The organism is Thalassotalea algicola (assembly GCF_012932965.1).
GTDB classification, from domain to species: domain Bacteria; phylum Pseudomonadota; class Gammaproteobacteria; order Enterobacterales; family Alteromonadaceae; genus Thalassotalea_F; species Thalassotalea_F algicola.
In genome coordinates this window covers 290596-309425 of record NZ_JABBXH010000002.1, presented here as the reverse complement: position 1 = coordinate 309425, position 18830 = coordinate 290596, and the positions used below count along the sequence as shown (strand labels likewise).

General features: G+C 40.0%; 16 protein-coding genes and 1 other RNA gene. 9 read left to right on the top strand and 8 right to left on the bottom strand.

Translation table 11 applies throughout. The features are described 5' to 3' along the window. Positions 1-118: 118 nt before the first annotated feature. The 4 genes from HII17_RS06010 (at position 119) to HII17_RS05995 (ending at position 3644) form a co-directional block, all read left to right on the top strand. A complete protein-coding gene (locus HII17_RS06010; protein ID WP_169074453.1) occupies positions 119-1300 on the top strand; it encodes a serine hydrolase domain-containing protein in 1182 nt (393 codons plus the stop codon). A 138-nt stretch (positions 1301-1438) separates the two neighbouring features. After that, on the top strand, positions 1439-1906 hold the full coding sequence (locus HII17_RS06005; protein ID WP_169074452.1) for a nuclear transport factor 2 family protein: 468 nt from the start codon (positions 1439-1441) through the stop codon (positions 1904-1906). Positions 1907-1980: 74 nt separating this feature from the next. Beyond that, on the top strand, positions 1981-3165 hold the full coding sequence (locus tag HII17_RS06000) for an MBL fold metallo-hydrolase (RefSeq protein ID WP_169074451.1): 1185 nt from the start codon (positions 1981-1983) through the stop codon (positions 3163-3165). A gap of 65 nt (positions 3166-3230) precedes the next feature. Continuing rightward, a complete protein-coding gene (locus HII17_RS05995; protein WP_169074450.1) occupies positions 3231-3644 on the top strand; it encodes a nuclear transport factor 2 family protein in 414 nt (137 codons plus the stop codon). Positions 3645-3967: 323 nt separating this feature from the next. Here HII17_RS05995 and gcvP read toward each other — a convergent pair whose 3' ends face one another. From gcvP to HII17_RS05960, 7 genes are all read right to left on the bottom strand, one after another. After that, the gene (gene gcvP / locus HII17_RS05990) at positions 3968-6856 is read right to left on the bottom strand and encodes an aminomethyl-transferring glycine dehydrogenase (protein ID WP_169074449.1); all 2889 of its coding nucleotides are present in this window, start codon (positions 6854-6856) and stop codon (positions 3968-3970) included. A 239-nt stretch (positions 6857-7095) separates the two neighbouring features. After that, positions 7096-7485: a glycine cleavage system protein GcvH gene (gene gcvH / locus HII17_RS05985; RefSeq protein ID WP_169074448.1), complete on the bottom strand. Its 390-nt coding sequence runs from the start codon at positions 7483-7485 to the stop codon at positions 7096-7098. Between the two features lie 114 nt (positions 7486-7599). Then, the gene (gene gcvT / locus HII17_RS05980; protein ID WP_169074447.1) at positions 7600-8685 is read right to left on the bottom strand and encodes a glycine cleavage system aminomethyltransferase GcvT; all 1086 of its coding nucleotides are present in this window, start codon (positions 8683-8685) and stop codon (positions 7600-7602) included. Positions 8686-8982: 297 nt separating this feature from the next. Next, positions 8983-10191: an FAD-dependent monooxygenase gene (locus tag HII17_RS05975; protein WP_169074446.1), complete on the bottom strand. Its 1209-nt coding sequence runs from the start codon at positions 10189-10191 to the stop codon at positions 8983-8985. 25 nt (positions 10192-10216) lie between these two features. Beyond that, the gene (ubiH, locus tag HII17_RS05970; protein ID WP_169074445.1) at positions 10217-11437 is read right to left on the bottom strand and encodes a 2-octaprenyl-6-methoxyphenyl hydroxylase; all 1221 of its coding nucleotides are present in this window, start codon (positions 11435-11437) and stop codon (positions 10217-10219) included. Positions 11438-11452: 15 nt separating this feature from the next. After that, positions 11453-12781, bottom strand: a complete 1329-nt coding sequence (locus HII17_RS05965) for an aminopeptidase P N-terminal domain-containing protein (protein ID WP_169074444.1) — start codon at positions 12779-12781, stop codon at positions 11453-11455. Between the two features lie 20 nt (positions 12782-12801). Further along, on the bottom strand, positions 12802-13368 hold the full coding sequence (locus HII17_RS05960) for a UPF0149 family protein (protein WP_169074443.1): 567 nt from the start codon (positions 13366-13368) through the stop codon (positions 12802-12804). A 174-nt stretch (positions 13369-13542) separates the two neighbouring features. Between HII17_RS05960 and HII17_RS05955 the strand changes: the two genes are divergently transcribed. The 3 genes from HII17_RS05955 to ssrS all read left to right on the top strand — a co-directional run bounded on the left by HII17_RS05955 (position 13543) and on the right by ssrS (position 15339). Then, entirely contained in the window at positions 13543-13845 is a 303-nt protein-coding gene (locus tag HII17_RS05955) for a cell division protein ZapA (RefSeq protein ID WP_169074442.1), read from the top strand. Between the two features lie 6 nt (positions 13846-13851). Continuing rightward, positions 13852-15057: a hypothetical protein gene (locus tag HII17_RS05950; RefSeq protein WP_169074441.1), complete on the top strand. Its 1206-nt coding sequence runs from the start codon at positions 13852-13854 to the stop codon at positions 15055-15057. A gap of 100 nt (positions 15058-15157) precedes the next feature. Next, a non-coding RNA gene (gene ssrS / locus HII17_RS05945) (6S RNA) lies at positions 15158-15339 on the top strand. Position 15340: 1 nt separating this feature from the next. Here the strand turns inward: ssrS and HII17_RS05940 are convergent. After that, complete coding sequence (locus HII17_RS05940) at positions 15341-16594, bottom strand: MFS transporter (RefSeq protein WP_169074440.1); 1254 nt, start codon at positions 16592-16594, stop codon at positions 15341-15343. A gap of 119 nt (positions 16595-16713) precedes the next feature. On the opposite strand from HII17_RS05940, the gene murI reads away from it, so the two are divergent. Further along, complete coding sequence (murI, locus tag HII17_RS05935; protein WP_169074439.1) at positions 16714-17502, top strand: glutamate racemase; 789 nt, start codon at positions 16714-16716, stop codon at positions 17500-17502. Between the two features lie 125 nt (positions 17503-17627). Next, the gene (gene metK, locus HII17_RS05930) at positions 17628-18815 is read left to right on the top strand and encodes a methionine adenosyltransferase (protein ID WP_169074438.1); all 1188 of its coding nucleotides are present in this window, start codon (positions 17628-17630) and stop codon (positions 18813-18815) included. The last annotated feature ends 15 nt before the right edge of the window (positions 18816-18830 follow it).

The following is an 18830-nucleotide window of genomic DNA, read 5'->3' as shown; positions in this document are numbered from 1 at the left end:
GTATGGGGCAGTTCAAATGTACCTTGTGTGTACTTTATTTGCGTTTTGGTAATGAGTTTTTTGAAATTAAATATAAGTTTCCAATCGCGAGAATATTTTCGATCTTATAGGAGTTAACATGTTCGCAAATTATCGAGCCAAATTACTAACTGTATTGGTACTGTTTATTTCGGTTGAGGGGTTTTCAAATGAAACTGAGCTTAAGGCTCCAAAAGCCACTGCGGAAGAGGTTAAAATGGACTTTTGGGATATAGCACCATTAGAAAAGGCCTTTATCAACATCGCACCAGAAAAATTAACAGGTAATTTAAAGGTAGGGAAACTTGGTATTGATGGCGGTAACAAAACCCCAATTTTAACGTTAGTTAAAGAGTTAGCTGAAAATAAGCATGGAAAATACGATAGCTTGCTTATTAGCCATAAAGGTAAGTTGTTATTTGAATCTTATTTCAATAGTGGTCGAATAGATTTACCCCATTTTCAATTTTCTGCGACCAAAGGATATACGAGTTTAATGGTAGCTAGAGCTATGCAACTAGGTTATGTCACTATGGCTGATTTGCATAGGCCTTTGGTGAGCTTTTTCAAGGACGTAGATACCAGTAAGCTGGCTGTTGGTATAGACAAAGTTACCCTGCATCACCTTTTATCAATGCGTTCGGGCCTTAGATATAGTGATGAGCAACTCAAAGATTTCAGAGAAAACCGAGAGAAGTATTCAGGCATTGCTGAAGTGCAAGCTTTTCTAGACTTTACTCAGCCAGTAACCAAAGAATCTCAGGTGTTTAAATATCAAGGATCTGATCCTATTTTGGCAATGCATGTACTTGAAGCTGTTGTACCAGGAACTGCTAAAGAGTTTGTAGAAAAAGAATTCTTCAGCAAAATGGGCATTACAGACTATAAATGGCAATTAGATCCGAAAGGAATGCCAGTAGCAGACAGTGGCGTTGATTTAACTTCCCGCGACATGCTCAAAATAGGTGAAATGCTTATCAACAAAGGAAAGTGGGAAAATGAGCAACTTCTCTCAGAAAGCTACTTAATGGTTGCATTTAGAGCACATACAAAAGCGACAGAAAGTTGGCATCCAGAAGATTTTTCTTATGGTTACTTTTGGTATCACACAAATACAGCGTTAAATAACAAAAACTACGACATAAGCTTAGCGTGGGGAGCTGGTGGAAACCGCATAATTTTGGTTAACGAGCTTGATTTAGTAATAGTCATTACAGGCCAAGACGCAGAAGACGTCATTTTTGACCAAATTACAAAATATGTGCTACCAGCCTTCTTATAAGTAGTAAGCCCCATAAGATTCAACCAATCTTATGGGGCTTAAAGGCTTAGAGAAATATATTGCCTACTGGGATTCATAAACCTTGCTATTAATAAAACAGTCATTAAAGCGATACACGACCGATAAAGGAATTTCATCATGAAATGGTTACTTCTTATCTCACTAGTTATGCTATTTCCACCGAAGTTATTAGCCAATGAATCTTCTATTGATCTAAATGCTTTTGCCAAATTGTACTTCGATAAAATGGTTGCGACGCAAATGCCGAATGCGACTAAAAATGAGCTAGATGAGTACCTAGATTTACTTTCTAATGATGTAGGTCACTCTCATTTACCTTGGGATGTTGACGACACCCGCTATCCTGATGGCAAAGAGGCTAAACGTAAAGGCATGACTTTTTACCTTGGCGCACACACCGAATACAAAGCTGAGCTACTGAACGTTTTTATATTTAATCAATCCGCGATAGCAATAAGATATAAACACCATGCCAAAGGCGTTCACCCTCAAAATAACCAGTCAATTGAATACACAAGAACAATGATGGAAGTGTTAGAAATGGAAGGTGGAAAGGTAGCTGTTATTCGTAAATACCACGAATAAATCCGAAAAGTGTCTACACAAAATACAATATTGAAGGCATTCGCCCCTCTATCTCGTAAAAGGACAAAACTATTATGTTGAAAAATGTTTGCCTAATATTATTAGCTTTCCTATTGACTCTATCGCGTTCAGCAGTGGCATCGACGCCAACAAAAATTGAGCAATATGAAATAGCGTCGGAAAAAGTTACTGAGCAGGTTTACGTGCTATCTGCCGCCTATAGTGAAACATCATTTATCAACAGCGCAATTGTTATCGGGGATAAAGGAGTTCTTTTAATTACCGCGCAAATGGAACCTGTGGCGCCAAGTCTTGAGGCAAAAATAAAAGAATTAACAGATAAGTCTATCACTCACATTTTTAACCCCGCTTCTGACTATTTTCACTATAACGCCAATGATTATTTTAAAGAGCGCGGTGCTGAATTGATTGGCCATAAGGCGCTGAAATACACTCAAGCACGTACAGATATTTTGTTTGATGATTATTTTTCAATGTCATTTGGTGATGAAGTGCTTACTGCACATCACACGTTAGCCCATAACAATGCTCAAACTATTGTTTATTTAGAAAAAAGTAATGTGATGTTACTAGGTGATGCTTTTCGTACTAATAAATTAGTGTACACGGGTTATCACGGCGTACAAGGACACATAGATGGGTTTAACAAGGCATATGATATTGCCAATGATAAAACATTAATTGTTTCGGGACACAAAGATTTAAAACTTTTCAGTCAACGTAAAGAGTTAAAACAGGCAGGGGAAACCTTAAGCAACTTTGCTCGCATAGTCGGTGAAAAATATCGTGACGGTATGTCGGTAGCTGACATGACAAAAGATCAAGAGTTGTTAGATGCGGTAGCTATCTACCCTATCTACCGCGTTCAGCCAGAGTTAATAAAATATAATATCTCGCAATTGATCGAGCTAGAATTTCAGCCAGTCTATGATATCGACAGTAAAGACTTGCAAGATTATGAAGGTCAATATCAAGCACATGACGGTAACATTCTCAATGTTAGTTTTAACGACGGCCTCTTGTTTGTGATGCAAGAAGGTAAATTTAATTTTGCACTCAATCCGCTATCACCTGAAAAATTCGAACTTAAAGGTCGTACAGATTCTTCTCACATGCTGTTTCACTTTTCTGTGAGTGGCCAAGTAACTGGCCTTTCGCCACATATGCCAAAAGGCAGTTATTACGAACAAAGAATCCCGGATCTTATACATAAAAAACTTAGTAGTGCACAAAGATGATAGAAGCACTTATAAAAATGCTAAATACAAATAATCAATACTTACAACTTAAATAGGAGTACAAGATGTTAAATAAGGTCATTTTATCCATAACTTTACTTTTGGTCAGTGTCAGTAGTTTTGCTAATCCAGAACATCAAAAAATTGCAGGCGTCATACAAAAATACTTTGATGGCTCATCCAAAGGAAAACCCCATCTGCTAAGTGAAGCATTTACAGATAGCTTAGAATTGCAGCATGTAAAAGAAGGCAAACTGGTTAGGTGGCAGGGAGCGGACTATATTTCACGTTTTAAACCAGGTAAAACCAATGGGCGTATCGGTAATATCGTATCAATAGATGTTACTGGCAACGCAGCTGTGGTTAAGGCTACTATAAAAGCTGGCAAGACCTTATTCACAGACTATTTACTTCTACTTAAACTCGAAGCAGGCTGGAAGATTACTAACAAAACTTTCACAAAACAAAAACTAAATTAACGCTAAGACCATACAATAAAATTTCCCCTGCGTTGATTTATTGTATTTTTACAAGTCTAAAAATCTTACATTCTGAGTTGCTGCATCAATGCCTAAAACAAACTAACTTACAAAGGGCTACCTAAAAGGCCGCTATAGATAATTAAGGGAATAATAGTGGTTGGAATCGACAGCCTCTTGAACGCTCAAATGAGACCTAGAAAGCAATAGCATCAATCACCAACGGATCAAAAAAGCGAGTATCACTTTCGTAATACTCGCTTTTCATTTTTTCTTAATTGCCGCAGCCAGTCACAAACTTAATTCCCGACTGACAACTACAACTAATCTCGGTAAGTATCTGTCGAAGGACAAGTACATACTAAGTTTCTGTCACCGTAGACATCATCGATACGGTTTACTGTTGGCCAGAATTTATTTGCTGCAGCAGCTGGTACTGGGAATACCGCTTCAGCTACTGTGTAGCCGCGATCCCAACTAGCATCGGTAATATCAGCTAAGGTATGTGGCGCATTGTGAAGCGGATTGTTTTCAACCGTCCACTCACCCTGCTCTACTTTACGAATTTCATCGCGAATACAGGTCATCGCTTCAATGAAACGATCTAATTCAGCTTTGCCTTCTGATTCAGTTGGCTCAATCATTAACGTGCCTGCTACTGGGAATGACATCGTTGGCGCATGGAAACCGTAATCCATTAAGCGCTTTGCCACGTCCATTTCAGTAATGCCAGATACTTCTTTAAGTGGACGCATATCAACGATACATTCGTGTGCTACGCGGCCATTCGCGCCAGTATATAGAATTGGGAAGTGTTCGCTTAACTTCTTCGCTAAGTAGTTTGCATTGGTAATTGCATACTTAGTTGAATCAGTCACACCTTGCTTACCTAACATTGCACAGTACATGTATGAAATACATAAAATACCTGCTGAACCAAATGGTGCCGCTGATACCGCGCCGTTACCGGTAATACTTTCATCAAAATCGACAAGCGCATGGCTTGGTAAGAATGGCGCAAGGTGAGATTTAACACCAATTGGGCCCATACCTGGGCCACCACCGCCGTGCGGAATAGCAAATGTTTTGTGCAAGTTTAAATGCGATACGTCAGCACCAATAAAACCAGGTGAAGTAATACCAACTTGTGCATTCATGTTCGCGCCGTCTAGGTATACTTGACCACCGTTAGCATGAATAATGTCACAAATGTCTTTAATTGTTTCTTCGTAAACACCGTGTGTTGACGGGTAAGTGATCATGATACAAGAAAGGTTCTCGCTCATTTCTTCAGCTTTGGCTTTTAAGTCAGCCATGTCTACGTTACCGTTTTTGTCACAATCAACAACCACAACCTTCATACCAACCATTTGCGCTGAAGCTGGGTTAGTACCGTGTGCTGAAGATGGAATTAAACAAATGTTACGGTGTGCATCACCACGGCTTTCGTGGTACTTGTGAATCGCGATTAGACCAGCGTATTCACCTTGCGCACCAGAGTTTGGCTGCATTGATATGTTGTCGTAACCGGTAAGCTCTACTAACCAGTCGCCTAATTCGTTGATCATTTGCGTATAACCTTGCGCTTGGTCAAGCGGTGCAAATGGATGCATGTTTGCAAATTCTGGCCATGATACAGGGATCATTTGTGCAGTTGCATTTAATTTCATAGTACAAGAACCTAACGAAATCATTGAATGATTAAGCGCTAAATCTTTGTTTTCTAATTTTTTAATGTAGCGAAGCATTTCAGTTTCGCTATGGTAAGAATTAAATACCGGGTGCGTTAAAAATTCAGATTCACGCACTAATTCTGCTGGAATTGACGAATGACCACAGTCAACGATCTTAGCGTCTAAGTCAGCTACATCTAAGCCATGATCTTCGCCTAAAATCACATCAAATAACGTTGCGATGTCTTCACGTGTTGTTGTTTCATCAACTGATACACCAATTTTTCCGTTTACATCAGTACGGAAGTTAACACCCGCATCAATTGAGCGTGCAACGATTTCATCTTTATTATCTACTGTGAAGGTTAATGTATCGAAGTAGTTAGCGTGATCCGCTTGAACACCTTTGGTTGCCGTACCTAAACACAAAATGTCCGCCATACGGTGAATACGGTTAGCAATTGTTTTTAGACCTTGCGGGCCATGATATACCGCGTAAAACGCAGCCATATTGGCTAATAATACTTGTGCCGTACAAATGTTCGAGTTGGCTTTTTCACGACGAATGTGTTGCTCACGTGTTTGCATTGCCATACGCAGTGCGTTGTTGCCACGCGTATCTTTAGATACACCAATAATACGGCCTGGCATTGAACGTTTGTACTTGTCAGATGTAGTGAAGAATGCTGCGTGAGGACCACCATAGCCCATTGGCACACCAAAACGTTGTGATGAACCAATTACAACATCAGCCCCTAATTCGCCTGGTGCTTTTAACAGCACTAAACTCATAATGTCAGCAGCAACGGCTACGATACCTTTTTTCGCATGTACTGCTTCAATTTGCGCAGTAATGTCGGTAATTTCGCCTGAAGCGCTTGGGTATTGTAGTAATGCACCAAATACATCGTGCTCTTCAATAGTTTCTTGTGCTGCTACGATTACATCGAACCCAAACATTTCTGCTCGTTGCTTAACAACGTCAATTGTTTGCGGGAATACATTATCAGCAACAAAGAATAAGTTAGATTTTTTGTTTTTCGATACACGCTTAGCGAGTGCCATTGCTTCGGCAGCTGCTGTACCTTCATCAAGTAACGACGCTGATGCTAAGTCTAAACCTGTTAAATCTAAACACATTTGTTGGTAGTTAAGAAGCGACTCTAAACGACCTTGGGCAATCTCTGGTTGGTAAGGCGTGTATGCCGTGTACCACCCTGGGTTTTCTAATACGTTACGTAAAATTACGTTCGGTGTATGAGTACCGTAGTAACCTAAACCAATGTAAGTGTCGTTGACCACATTTTGGCTAGCGACTGCTTTTAAGTCAGCTAATGCTTTAACTTCTGTTTTACTTTCTTCAATTGCAGGTAAGTCCGCTAAACGAATATTACTTGGTACGATTTCGTCAATTAAGGCATCAACAGATTCAGCACCAATTTCATTTAACATTGCTTGAGTTTGAGCTTCATCTGGGCCAATGTGGCGGCGGATAAAATCTTGTGTTTGCTCAAGATCTTTAAGAGTTTGAGTAGTCATAAAACAGCTTCACTTAAAAATGGTTTAATACGATTGCTTATACGTATTTAAAAAAGAAAGCCCTAAACTTCATTTACAGTTCAAGGCTTAATATAAATCTTTGTTTTAGCTAAATTTAGCTAAGATAATTTTTGTTTAGGCAAATCTGTCAAAGTGAAGGAATGCATGAGCATAGTTACCTATGTGATTGCATTCCTGAACACAGACAATGCCGCATAAACAAGATTTGCGACGCTAAATTAGTCTTCGTCGATAGAGTTCGCGTAACCTTCAGCATCAAGAAGACTTTCTAATTCACCTTCATCTTCAAGTTTAATTTTGAACATCCAACCGTCACCGAAAGCGTCTGAGTTAACTAGCTCTGGAGAGTCTTCTAAGTCTTCGTTAACTTCTAATACTTCACCTGTAACTGGTGCGTAAATGTCTGAAGCTGCTTTAACTGACTCAGCTACAGCAACATCATCACCTGTTGATACGCTTTCACCAACTTCTGGTAATTCAACAAATACCATGTCACCTAACAATTCTTGTGCGTGCTCAGTAATACCTACAGTAACGATACCGTCACCTTCGTTACGTACCCACTCGTGAGATGTTGCGTATTTTAATTCTGAAGGAATGTTGCTCATTTTTATGTTCCTAATTATTAACTTTAAATTCTATTTATTAAGTGAAGTATCCACATAGAAATATAGAGGAATTACTTCACAGATCAAACGTGTTTGTACCTAATTTGATCTATATTAAAATGCTTTTTTACCATTACGCGCAAATGAAGGCTTGATAACTTTCACATCGACCAACTTTTTACGCATCTCCACTTGCACAGTATCTTCTAATTTTACTGCACGTGGCACACGAGCCATTGCTATAGAGTGACCTAATGTTGGCGAGAAAGTGCCTGATGTAATCACGCCTTCACCATGTTCAGTAACCACTTTTAAGCCTGAACGAAGTACGCCTTTTTCTTCTAGAATTAAGCCCACTAATTTTGGCTCTGTTCCCGCTGCACGTAACTCAGCTAATTTTTCTTTGCCGATAAAGTCGCGCTCTTCATCCCAAACAATAGTCCACGCCATGTTTGCAGCTAAAGGGGTCACAGATTCGTCCATATCTAAACCGTAAAGGTTCATACCAGCTTCTAAACGTAATGTATCACGAGCACCTAAACCACAAGGTTGAACACCAGCGTCTAATAATTGTTGCCATAAATCTGCCGCTTGCTCTGCAGGCAGTGCAATTTCATAACCGCTCTCGCCTGTGTAACCGGTAGTTGCAATGAACAAATCACCCGCTTGAGCTGAAAAGAATGGCTTCATGCCGTCAACAGCCGCTGTTTGCTCCGCATTAAGTAATGTTGCTACTTTTGCTTTAGCTTGCGGGCCTTGCACGGCGATCATGGCAAATTCTGGACGCTCTGTTACTGTTACATCAAAGTCTGCTGATTGCTCTGCAATCCATGCTAAATCTTTTTCACGTGTAGCTGAATTAACCACTAAACGGTAATCAGTATCAGTGAAGAAATAAACAATAAGGTCGTCAATTACGCCACCTTCGTGATTACACATACCTGTGTACAGCGCTTTACCTGCCACGTCTAACTTAGCAACATCATTAATCACTAAACGACGAAGGAAAGCTTTTGCATCAGCACCTTTAACATCAACAATAGTCATGTGTGATACATCGAACATACCAGCGTCTTGACGCACTGCGTGATGCTCTTCAATTTGTGAGCCGTAATTAATTGGCATTTCCCAGCCGTAGAAGTCGACCATTTTAGCGCCAGCTTCAATATGCTTAGCGTGAAGTACAGTTTTGCTTGTCATGATTTGCGTCACTCTTGTTGATGTCTTTGTGCTCTGTCTATCGTTAACCAGCTTACTAAAGGTAGCCAAAGACGTGTGATTTACAAAAATTGGAGCAAATTATATTTTAAGCACGCCATTGATTCAACAAGAAAAACCCAACCAACCGAACACTTAAAGGTGGTTAACCTTTATTTCCGAATTATATTTTTTATATCAGCAGTATTAAAAATATAAAACAAAATAAAAAAGCGACCTAAGGCCGCTTTCGTCTTTTATTTGAAATAAAATTAACCTGAACAAATGGTCAATTTTTATCTATTTTTTCGCCAGTTTTGGTAAGTCGCCATTGAAACCTAATGCTTGATTAATCAGCAGCTCTTTTACTGGTGCGATATTGCTAATTGCCGCCATTCCAATACCTCGAGCTAATTTCATTAATGGGTTTTGAGGCGCAAATGCCTGTTTGATTAACTCCATTGCCGCCACCATATCTGCAGCGCCAGCACGTCGCCAACGAGAATAATGAGCTAGCGGTCGAGTTACGTCCCCGTTTACGTCCACATCGATAAGACTTTCAGCCAATGCTACGGCATCAAGCAAACCTAAGTTCACCCCTTGCCCTGCTAATGGGTGAATAGTATGGGCGGCGTCACCAATAAGTACCGCGCGGCCTTTAGTAAACTGATGGGCTAATCTCATTGTTAGTGGAAAAGTCATCAACTTGCTCGCCACACTAATAGTTCCTAGTTTACCATCAGAAGCGGCAGTCAATTCTTTCGCAACCTCTTCAAACGAAAGCTGATTAATATGCTTTGCTTTATCTGGTGAGGTAGACCAAACAATTGAACATTGATTGTCGTTAAATAAGGGCAAAAATGCTAACGGCCCTTCTGGTAGAAACACTTGCCAGGCTGTATTTTGATGTCCTTGTGCTACATCTACGGTAGCAACAATTGCATGATTGTCATAATCACGAAATGCCATCGGCATCTCTAGCTGTTTTCTTAACCAAGAATTTGCCCCGTCACCACCAATCACCATTTTCGCCATAATAGGACTTTGCTGTGTAAAACTTGCAAAAACTTCATGATCGCCAATTGCGATACTTTGTAACGGTTCACCTGTATGTAGACTTATACCACTATCTAATTCGGCTTGTTGCCATAGTGCATTACGAATGACTTTATTTTCAATAATATAGCCTAACGCTTCTCGGCCTCTAGCGGCAGATAGGTCACTAATATCAAAATCTAGTGCTCCAACGCTGTCTTTATCCCATACATGCATATGTCGATATGGCTGAACACGAGCATCAACTATAGACTGCCACACATCAAGTTCACTAAAAATTTGTTGGCTTGCAGCGTTAATTGCACTCACCCTAAGTTCAGGTTCTAGAGTTAGATCTTCTGGCTCATTGGGCTCAACGATGGCGACTGTTAATTGGGTAAGTTTTCTTACCGCTAAAGCCAGTGTTAAACCAACCATGCCACCACCAACAATAAGTAAATCGTATTTTTGCATTTTTAAATTTTATCCAATTGCATTGTTAGTAACCCATGGTTTTATTGACAAACGCTTTTTGCAGCGGCGTTAGATAATTCATTACTTTTAAACCGACATTTCTTCCAGCTACCAGCGGCGGCAAATCATTAGAAAACAAGGTAACCATGCTATCAGTTAAGCGAATAATTGCCGATTGGTCTTGTTGTCGACTCTCTTGGTATTGGTTGAGTATCTGCCCTGCCCCAATATCTTCTTGATTATTTAATGCCTGGGTAATTAGCCTTGATAAGACTTTGACATCTCGAAGCCCTAAATTAAACCCTTGTCCCGCGATTGGGTGAATTGTATGTGAGGCGTTACCAACTAAGGCCATGCGATGAAAAGTCTGGCTTTCTGCCGCGATTAAAGCGAGTGGAAAAACCACTCTTCTGCTTGATTGCTTTATGCTGCCTAACCATCCACCGAATGCTTGTTCTAATGCCAAACAAAAGCTCTGCTCATCTAGTTTGCTAATGCTCTGAGCTAACTCTGGTTCAAGCGTCCACACCAATGAACATTGATTACCAGACATCGGTAACATAGCTATTGGACCTTGCTCGGTAAAACGTTCAAATGCTTGGTTTTGGTGAGGTTTTTCAGTAATTACATTGGCAATTACCGCATGTTGCTGATATTCAGTTTGAATACTCGAAATGTTAGCTGCTTTTCGGCAAATTGATTGCCCGCCATCGCATGCGACGAGTAACTTAGTGCTAATAGTGGCTTCATCAACTAATTGAATCGAAACTTGTTCTTGCTGATAGTCAATTGCCTCTATTGTTGCAGGTGCCAACCAATCGATAGCATCAATAGCCTCAAGGTGAATTAACAAACCATTGGCAATACTGGCAAGTGGTATGACGTACCCTAGCGCTTCAACACTATGATTTGCTGCCTTGATCCTGGCTTTACCGTAATTCCCGCGATCAGAAATATGTATTTGCTCAATCGGTGTCGCATCGCCAGCCATTAATTGCCATACAGACAGTGACTTCAAATACTCAACACTGCCATGTGATAAGGCTAACACGCGATCATCAAACTCGTTCTGCTGGCTTGGTTTAATTGCATTGGCTTCGATAATCGCCAGTTTTATGCTTGATGCATCCGATTTATTTTCAATCAAGCTAACGGCAGTTAGCAGTCCTGATAACCCGCCGCCGACAATAACGACATCGTAGGCAATCGTTGTGCTATCTGCTGAAGTTGTTTCTGACTCACTCATAGTTGGATTAATTTCTTACACTTGTTTCATTAATGCTTCAATTGCTTCGATAGATTTTGGCGCATTAATGGTTAAGTTTTCATGACCTGAATCAGTGACAAGAACATTATCTTCAATGCGCACACCAATACCTTGCCATTTCTTATCTACATCACTACCTAGTGGAATGTATATGCCAGGTTCAATTGTCATGATCATGCCAGGAGCAAATGGTCTTAATTGTTGGCGCTTATCATTCGCGTGGTAATCACCTACATCATGTACATCGAGTCCCAACCAATGACCTAAACCATGAATAAAATACTTTTTACAGGCCTTATCTTGAATTAAGGTTGGCAGTTCACCAGTTAAAATGCCCAAGTCATAAAGGCCTTTAGTTAAAATATCACAGACTAAATCATTCAATGTGGAAAATGAATTTCCCGGTTTTATCGCCTCAATTGCAGCATTTTGAGCGTCTAAAACTAATTGATAAATCGCTTTTTGAGGCGCTGAAAAAATGCCATTAACAGGGAAAGTGCGCGTTATGTCTGCCGCATAGCCAGCAAGTTCACCACCTGCATCAATTAATAATAAATCACCATCACTTAGCGACTCATCATTATCATTATAATGAAGGATATTAGCGTTATCACCGCCAGCTACGATTGAACCATATGCAGCATGACGTGCGCCATTAACGGCAAATTCATGTAATAACTCGGCTTCAATTTGATATTCAAACTTGCCTGCTCGTGTTTCAATCATTGCTCGTTGATGCGCTTGACCACTAATGATGTTAGCGCGGCGCATTAACTCAATTTCACGTGCTGATTTATGTAAACGTAATTCATTTATCGTTTCACTACAGTCTTGCAATGAAACAGGTGCTTTTTTACCAATTCTCGTTTGCGCAGCAACATCAGCTATCCAGGCCGTAATTTCCACCATTAACTCACTGTCACTAAAACAACAGTGCACTGAGTCTACTTGCGCAAGATAATTAAGGACTTTGTCTTTTCTAAGGGAGTTATCGAATGAGCTGTCAAAACCAAATTGTTTGCTAGCAGTTTCTGGCCCAACACGCCTGCCGTGCCAGACTTCCATCAAGGGATCTTTTTCTTGGCAAAATAAAATACTGATGTTTTCTTCGCCTTTTATCATCACTAATAACGCGTCAGGCTCATGAAAGCCGGTTAAGTAGTAAAAATTTTTGTCCTGGCAGAAAGGAAAGTCTGTATCGTTGCTGCGAGTTATTTCTTCCGCAGACTTAACAATAGCAATAGAGCTTTCAGGCATAGCCGACATAAATGCTTGTCGACGCTGTGCAAACTCTTCAACAGGTAATAGCGTATTCTTTAACATGATTTAGTAATGCTTCTACATTAATGGATAGTTTTTTTATCTTCGGTACTTGGCGCCGAGCCCAGCTCTGAGAAGCAAAGTAATACAGAGACTTTCACATATTCTGCAATTTCATAATAAGCTTGCTCTGTTGCTTCATCTTCATCAATTTCATCAGACAAGTTAGCAATATCGCTAAAGTCAGACAGTACTTCTTTGACATCTTGTGAGGCAATTGCCGTGTCTTTTTGCTGTAAGCCAAATCCTAAATTAAAGCCTTGTACCCAATGCCCTAACCCATTCGCTCTTTCAGCAATAGTATCATCATCGTCTGGTAGCATTAGTTTGAAACTAAATGAGTCATCTAACAATGACTGCCACACTTCGCTATAAAGTTGCTTAATTGCAGATTTCACTGCAACAGGAAAGCCTTCACCTTGATTAAACATATCATTTAACATGGCAAGGTAGTCTGTATTTTCAAATTCATAACCGGCAGCGACTAAACCAGTTAAAACGCCATGCACTTCAGCTGCGTGTATTTGTACGCTTTCTGCGCTTAAAATTGCTTGAAATTGGGCAAAATCGAGTAAAGATTGTTCAGACATAAAAACTCACTAATGTCAGGGTATTAGATGTCATTGATCCTAACACTGCCCCCTAATTGACACCAGTAAAAAACAGTAAAATCAGGCGATAAGGCCTGAATTGCTTGCATCAAGGATCCTAGATAGTTATAGTTCCGAGATAAGTATTTATTAGTAAAGGGATTCGCACCGACTATGCGCAATAAAGTTGAAGTAACCATTGCTGGTCGAAAGTTAAAAATTGCGTGTCCAAAAGGTCAAGAAAGTGCATTATTCGCAGCGGCTACTGAGTTAGATAACCGCCTGACATCTCTTGGCAAAACGGATTCATTAAATACCCCTGAACAAGCCATGATGATGGTAGCGTTAAATCTTGCCAACGATTTATTACAAACAAAGCAAGCGCAATCAAAAGAACGTAAAGAAACCAAAAGTAAAATTGCATTGCTCCAAGAAACGATCGAACAAGCAATGGCACAGCAGAATAAATCAGCGTAATCAACAATGAAAAGTAAGATCTGGCTTGTTGTAATTTTTATTGCATTAGCTTTAGCTTATGAATTTTTATTCCAACCTATACGCCAAAGCAGTACCGAAAATAAAATAACACTTCCTTCAGAACCTATCGGTTCAACGTCTTCTAATCAAAAGAGCCAAGCTAGGCAAGGAAACGAACATAATGCTGAAAAGGGAGATAAAGTAGCCGGGAATTTTTCAGAAACTTTCTCATCTGAAGAAAACCCGGAACAACGCCATAGCTCAAAAGAGTCCAAGCTTGAAAAAACGACTAGTGATATACTTGCTTGTGCCTACCAAGAAGAAAGCGAACAAGAGAATGAGGCAAAAGCCATAGCGATTGAAACTTTTGCCAACGAGTTACTTAACGCTGATAATACTGAGCTACAAAAAACCGCTTATCTTTTTAACAAATTATCTTCAGAAACGTCTCCACACCATACAAGAATTTTCTTAGATGAATACCTACATCAAAGACCAGATGATAAGTTAGCAGTGCTGCAGTTGCTAAATACGTGCAAACAATTACCTCACGATACAGAATGTAATCAAACCCTTGCAGAAAATATCGACTATTCAGATCCGGAAAATGGTGTTCTTTGGTTACAGCTAGCGGCACTTATGTTAGCGCAAGAAAATCAGCAGGCATTTACTCACTACTTGAAAATTGCGATAGAGAAAACTTCATTTTCTAATTATTTCTTTGAATATATCGGGCTGTTTTTTGATTCTGCTTACGGCGTGATTGATTTACCATTTAATCAGGTGTACACACTAGGTAGCAGCTTAGTTAGCAGCGCAGATATAAGTAGTGTAATTAACTATTGCGGAAAGGTCCCCACAAGTAATACAACATTATTTGGTATATGTCAGCAACTTGGCAGTTCGATGCAAATTCATGCCGACGATATGTTGCTTCAAGCAATGGGAGCTGGCATTAGCCGAGAAAGTTATAAAAAATCAAACGATCAAACAGCACTTGCAAACCAAATTAAAGTTGATGAACAACGTTATAAAGCAATGTTTAACCTTGATTGGCAAAATGCACAGTCATTAATTGTTTGGGATGACGAGTTAATGACCACATGGATAGAACACGGCAAACTATTTGGTGAGCAAGCAGCCGTTAATGCACTAATCGAAGAAGCGAAGATCAAATCATTAAACCCTGACTACCGGCCGTGCCAACAATAATTAACCGAAATTTATACAGTTAGCTTAATTACTGGTCAAACAGCAAGTTTCCCCGATAAAATTACTTAATTCTTCAATTGAGTTTGCTATAATTACTCCCTGTCTTCTGGGATGTTCGTGTGTTAACTATGTCCCTGAGCCGATAAGTTTTACCTAAGGGGATTTATCATTAACTATTGAGCAAGCCCGGCTCGTATCGGGAAGCCTACGGTTTCTGTGCAATCTCCGCCCTGAACACCCGGTGTTCAGGACTAATGTTGACAACGGCATTCTGGAAGCAGGTTTAATTTTCTTGCACTTTCTCTTCGTTTACTAAAGAAGTCTCAAAATCTGGTCTCGGCATTGTTTCCAAAATGCTGTAAAGATACATCACTAATAATATTAAACTTGAACCAAGTGCAAACACCCATGGACCGCCAAGCCAGTCGAGAATAAATCCACCACCTAATGGTGCAAATGCATAACCAATAGAATAAAAAGACGCGGCACCAAAGTACGCTCCACGCAAGTGAGCTGGCGCAATTCTATCGATATGAACATTCATCGTAGGAAATAATATGGCCTCGGCAATACTCATCACAATCACGGCCCCAATCCATCCCCAAAAGGCAGCAACGGGGTTAAATGCCATCCAAAGTTGTGAAATAGCAAGCAACACTAAGCCAACTTGTATGCGATTTGCTAGGGTAAGTCCCCCCATCATTTTTAATAATGCAAACTGACAAGTAATTATGACCAACGCATTAGCCAAAATCATGCTGGATATTAATGTCATCAACTCAGGGACTTCAGCACGAGTTAAATATTGGATTAACGTTGAGTCCATTTGGGCATAGACAAACAAACAAATAATGTTGGCAACAATTAAGCATTGCAACAGCTTATCTTGAAATAATACGCGTAATGTTGCGCTCAACTTTTGGGGTGACTTTTGCGTATGCTCTTCAATTCCTCCGTGGTATTTCATACCAAATGCCAACATAACGAGCCACAAAGCAAAAGTAGCGGCAGTTAATAAGAAGGTGGATTGCTGGCCAGTTACACCATAATAAACCCCAATAATAGGTCCGATGGCACAACCGACATTAACAACAAAATATCGTGTTTGTAGTGCTAATTCACGCACTTGAACATCAGGTAAAATGTCTGACACAAGCGCCTGTGTGGGAGGATCCCAGATTGCTTTTGATAATGAACATAAAGTAATGACTAAAATATAACCAAGCACAAAATCAACATACGCTAATAAAACAAAGGACAGTACATAGACTATGCCGCTGGCAAACATCACTTTCTTTCGGCCAAGCAAGTCAGACAACGCACCGCCAAAAAAGCCGATGAATACAGATATGCCAGCCGCACCTGTTAAAATCAAACCAACTTCTGTCGCTGAAAGTCCAAACTTTTGATATAAAATTACCGCGAGAAATGGCCAAACCATATAGAAGCTGCCACGGGTGATAAAATCACCAAATAAAATTATCCACATCAAACGTGGAAATTTTTTCGCTGTACTAAATGAAATATGACTATCCATGTAATAAAATCCAAGCGATCTAAGGTAAACTTATGGCAGGGCTTTACATTAAATAGAAAAGCCCCTATAACGGCAATGCTTTTATTCACATAATCTAAAAAAACAGTAACAATTTTTAAATGAGTATTACCCCTAACTCTCCTATCGGCATTTTTGATTCTGGCATTGGTGGTATTTCTATCGCCAGATGCATAGATAAGCTATTGCCTAATGAACAGCTCATATATTTTGCAGATAGCCAATATGCCCCTTATGGTGACAAATCTATTGAACAAATCATCGAACGTGTAAATTGCGTAGCTGACTATTTAATTCAACAAGGAGTAAAAGCGATAGTGGTGGCCTGTAATACTGCGACAGTGAATGCGATAGTTCAGCTAAGGGCACGAGTCGATATTCCAGTAATTGGCGTAGAGCCTGCGATCAAACCAGCTGCTTCACAAAGCAAAAATAAGCGTATTGGTATCTTAGTCACTAGTGCCACTGCCACTAATGAACGGTTCTTATCACTGGTAGAGCAATATAAAGGTCGCTCCAGTGTATTGATTCAGCCTTGCCCTGGTTTAGTTCAACAGATAGAGCAAGGCAAGCATGATAGTGAGCATTGCAACGAGTTGCTTGATAGCTTTATCACGCCACTTATTAAAAAAGAGATTGACACGCTTGTGCTTGGCTGTACGCATTATCCATTGATAAGCCAGCAAATTAAACAGATCTCAGGCGATAAAATTAACATTATTGAAACTGCAGAACCTGTCACTAAGGAGCTAAAACGCAGACTGAGCGAGTTGCAGCTTCTTAGCAGTAAACGTCCAAATAAAAGCCATCAAATTGTTTCAACAGAGTTGACACTGTTACAGCAAGAAATTATTTCACATTTTTGGCCTAGCACGTTTAACTTCACATAATAAACAAAGCCATTTAGACGTCCAGACGTAAAAGTCTTTCTTTCGAAATAAAATTGCTATAGAATTGCCAAAAATTAATCGTGAACTACATTCGCGATATTACTTTTCTTGTTAGTTGAGGTTTTATGTCTACTCACTTATTTACATCTGAATCTGTATCAGAAGGTCATCCAGATAAGATTGCCGATCAAATATCTGATGCTGTTTTAGACGCTATTATCGCTAAAGATAAACATGCCCGCGTTGCGTGTGAAACTATGGTAAAAACAGGTGTTGCCATCATTTCTGGTGAAATATCGACAAATGCTTGGGTTGATTTAGAAAGTCTTACTCGTAAAGTAATTTGTGACATTGGCTATACCTCTTCAGATGTAGGCTTTGACGGTGAAACCTGTGGCATTATGAATTTAATTGGCCAGCAGTCTTCAGAAATTGCACAAGGTGTTGACCGTGCAAAGCCAGAAGAACAAGGCGCAGGTGACCAAGGACTAATGTTTGGTTATGCGACTAATGAAACAGAAACATTAATGCCTGCTCCATTATATTATTCACACTTACTTGTTGAGCGTCAGGCTGAAGTGCGTAAATCAGGCGTGCTTCCTTGGTTACGTCCAGATGCCAAATCTCAAGTTACTTTTGTTTACGAAGATAACAAGCCTGTGGCTATTGATGCGGTGGTACTTTCTACACAGCACAATCCAGATATCTCACAAGAAATGTTGCACGATGCGGTAATGGAAAACATTATTAAGCATGTACTACCTGCTGAATTACTAACTGAGAAAACAAAATACTTTATTAACCCAACAGGTAGCTTTGTAATTGGTGGCCCTGTCGGTGATTGTGGTTTAACGGGTCGTAAGATTATTGTAGATACTTACGGCGGTATGGCACGTCATGGTGGCGGCGCATTCTCAGGTAAAGATCCATCAAAAGTAGATCGCAGTGCGGCATATGCAGGTCGTTACGTAGCAAAGAACATTGTAGCGGCAGGTCTTGCCGATCGTTGTGAGATTCAAGTATCTTACGCTATTGGTGTTGCAGAGCCTACGTCGATTACCGTCGAAACATTCGGTACTGGTAAAATATCTGAAGCAAAATTAGTTGAATTAGTGCGTGAACACTTTGACCTTCGCCCATACGGCATCACTAAAATGTTAGACTTGTTACACCCTATGTACCAAGAAACTGCAGCCTACGGACACTTTGGTCGTGAGCCATATGAAAAAACAGTAAACGGCGAAACATTTACAGCGTTTAGTTGGGAAAAAACGGACAAAGCTGAAGAATTAAAAGCAGCTGCTGGTTTATAAGCGCGTCACTTTCTC

Coding starts and splice junctions, on each gene's coding strand:
- murI (WP_169074439.1), top strand. CDS start 16,714: ATGAGTATTACCCCTAACTCTCCTATCGGCATTTTTGATTCTGGCATT.
- HII17_RS06010 (WP_169074453.1), top strand. CDS start 119: ATGTTCGCAAATTATCGAGCCAAATTACTAACTGTATTGGTACTGTTT.
- HII17_RS05955 (WP_169074442.1), top strand. CDS start 13,543: ATGCGCAATAAAGTTGAAGTAACCATTGCTGGTCGAAAGTTAAAAATT.
- gcvT (WP_169074447.1), bottom strand. CDS start 8,685: ATGACAAGCAAAACTGTACTTCACGCTAAGCATATTGAAGCTGGCGCT.
- HII17_RS05960 (WP_169074443.1), bottom strand. CDS start 13,368: ATGTCTGAACAATCTTTACTCGATTTTGCCCAATTTCAAGCAATTTTA.
- HII17_RS05940 (WP_169074440.1), bottom strand. CDS start 16,594: ATGGATAGTCATATTTCATTTAGTACAGCGAAAAAATTTCCACGTTTG.
- HII17_RS06000 (WP_169074451.1), top strand. CDS start 1,981: ATGTTGAAAAATGTTTGCCTAATATTATTAGCTTTCCTATTGACTCTA.
- HII17_RS05975 (WP_169074446.1), bottom strand. CDS start 10,191: ATGCAAAAATACGATTTACTTATTGTTGGTGGTGGCATGGTTGGTTTA.
- HII17_RS06005 (WP_169074452.1), top strand. CDS start 1,439: ATGAAATGGTTACTTCTTATCTCACTAGTTATGCTATTTCCACCGAAG.
- gcvH (WP_169074448.1), bottom strand. CDS start 7,485: ATGAGCAACATTCCTTCAGAATTAAAATACGCAACATCTCACGAGTGG.
- ubiH (WP_169074445.1), bottom strand. CDS start 11,437: ATGAGTGAGTCAGAAACAACTTCAGCAGATAGCACAACGATTGCCTAC.
- gcvP (WP_169074449.1), bottom strand. CDS start 6,856: ATGACTACTCAAACTCTTAAAGATCTTGAGCAAACACAAGATTTTATC.
- HII17_RS05965 (WP_169074444.1), bottom strand. CDS start 12,781: ATGTTAAAGAATACGCTATTACCTGTTGAAGAGTTTGCACAGCGTCGA.
- HII17_RS05995 (WP_169074450.1), top strand. CDS start 3,231: ATGTTAAATAAGGTCATTTTATCCATAACTTTACTTTTGGTCAGTGTC.
- HII17_RS05950 (WP_169074441.1), top strand. CDS start 13,852: ATGAAAAGTAAGATCTGGCTTGTTGTAATTTTTATTGCATTAGCTTTA.
- metK (WP_169074438.1), top strand. CDS start 17,628: ATGTCTACTCACTTATTTACATCTGAATCTGTATCAGAAGGTCATCCA.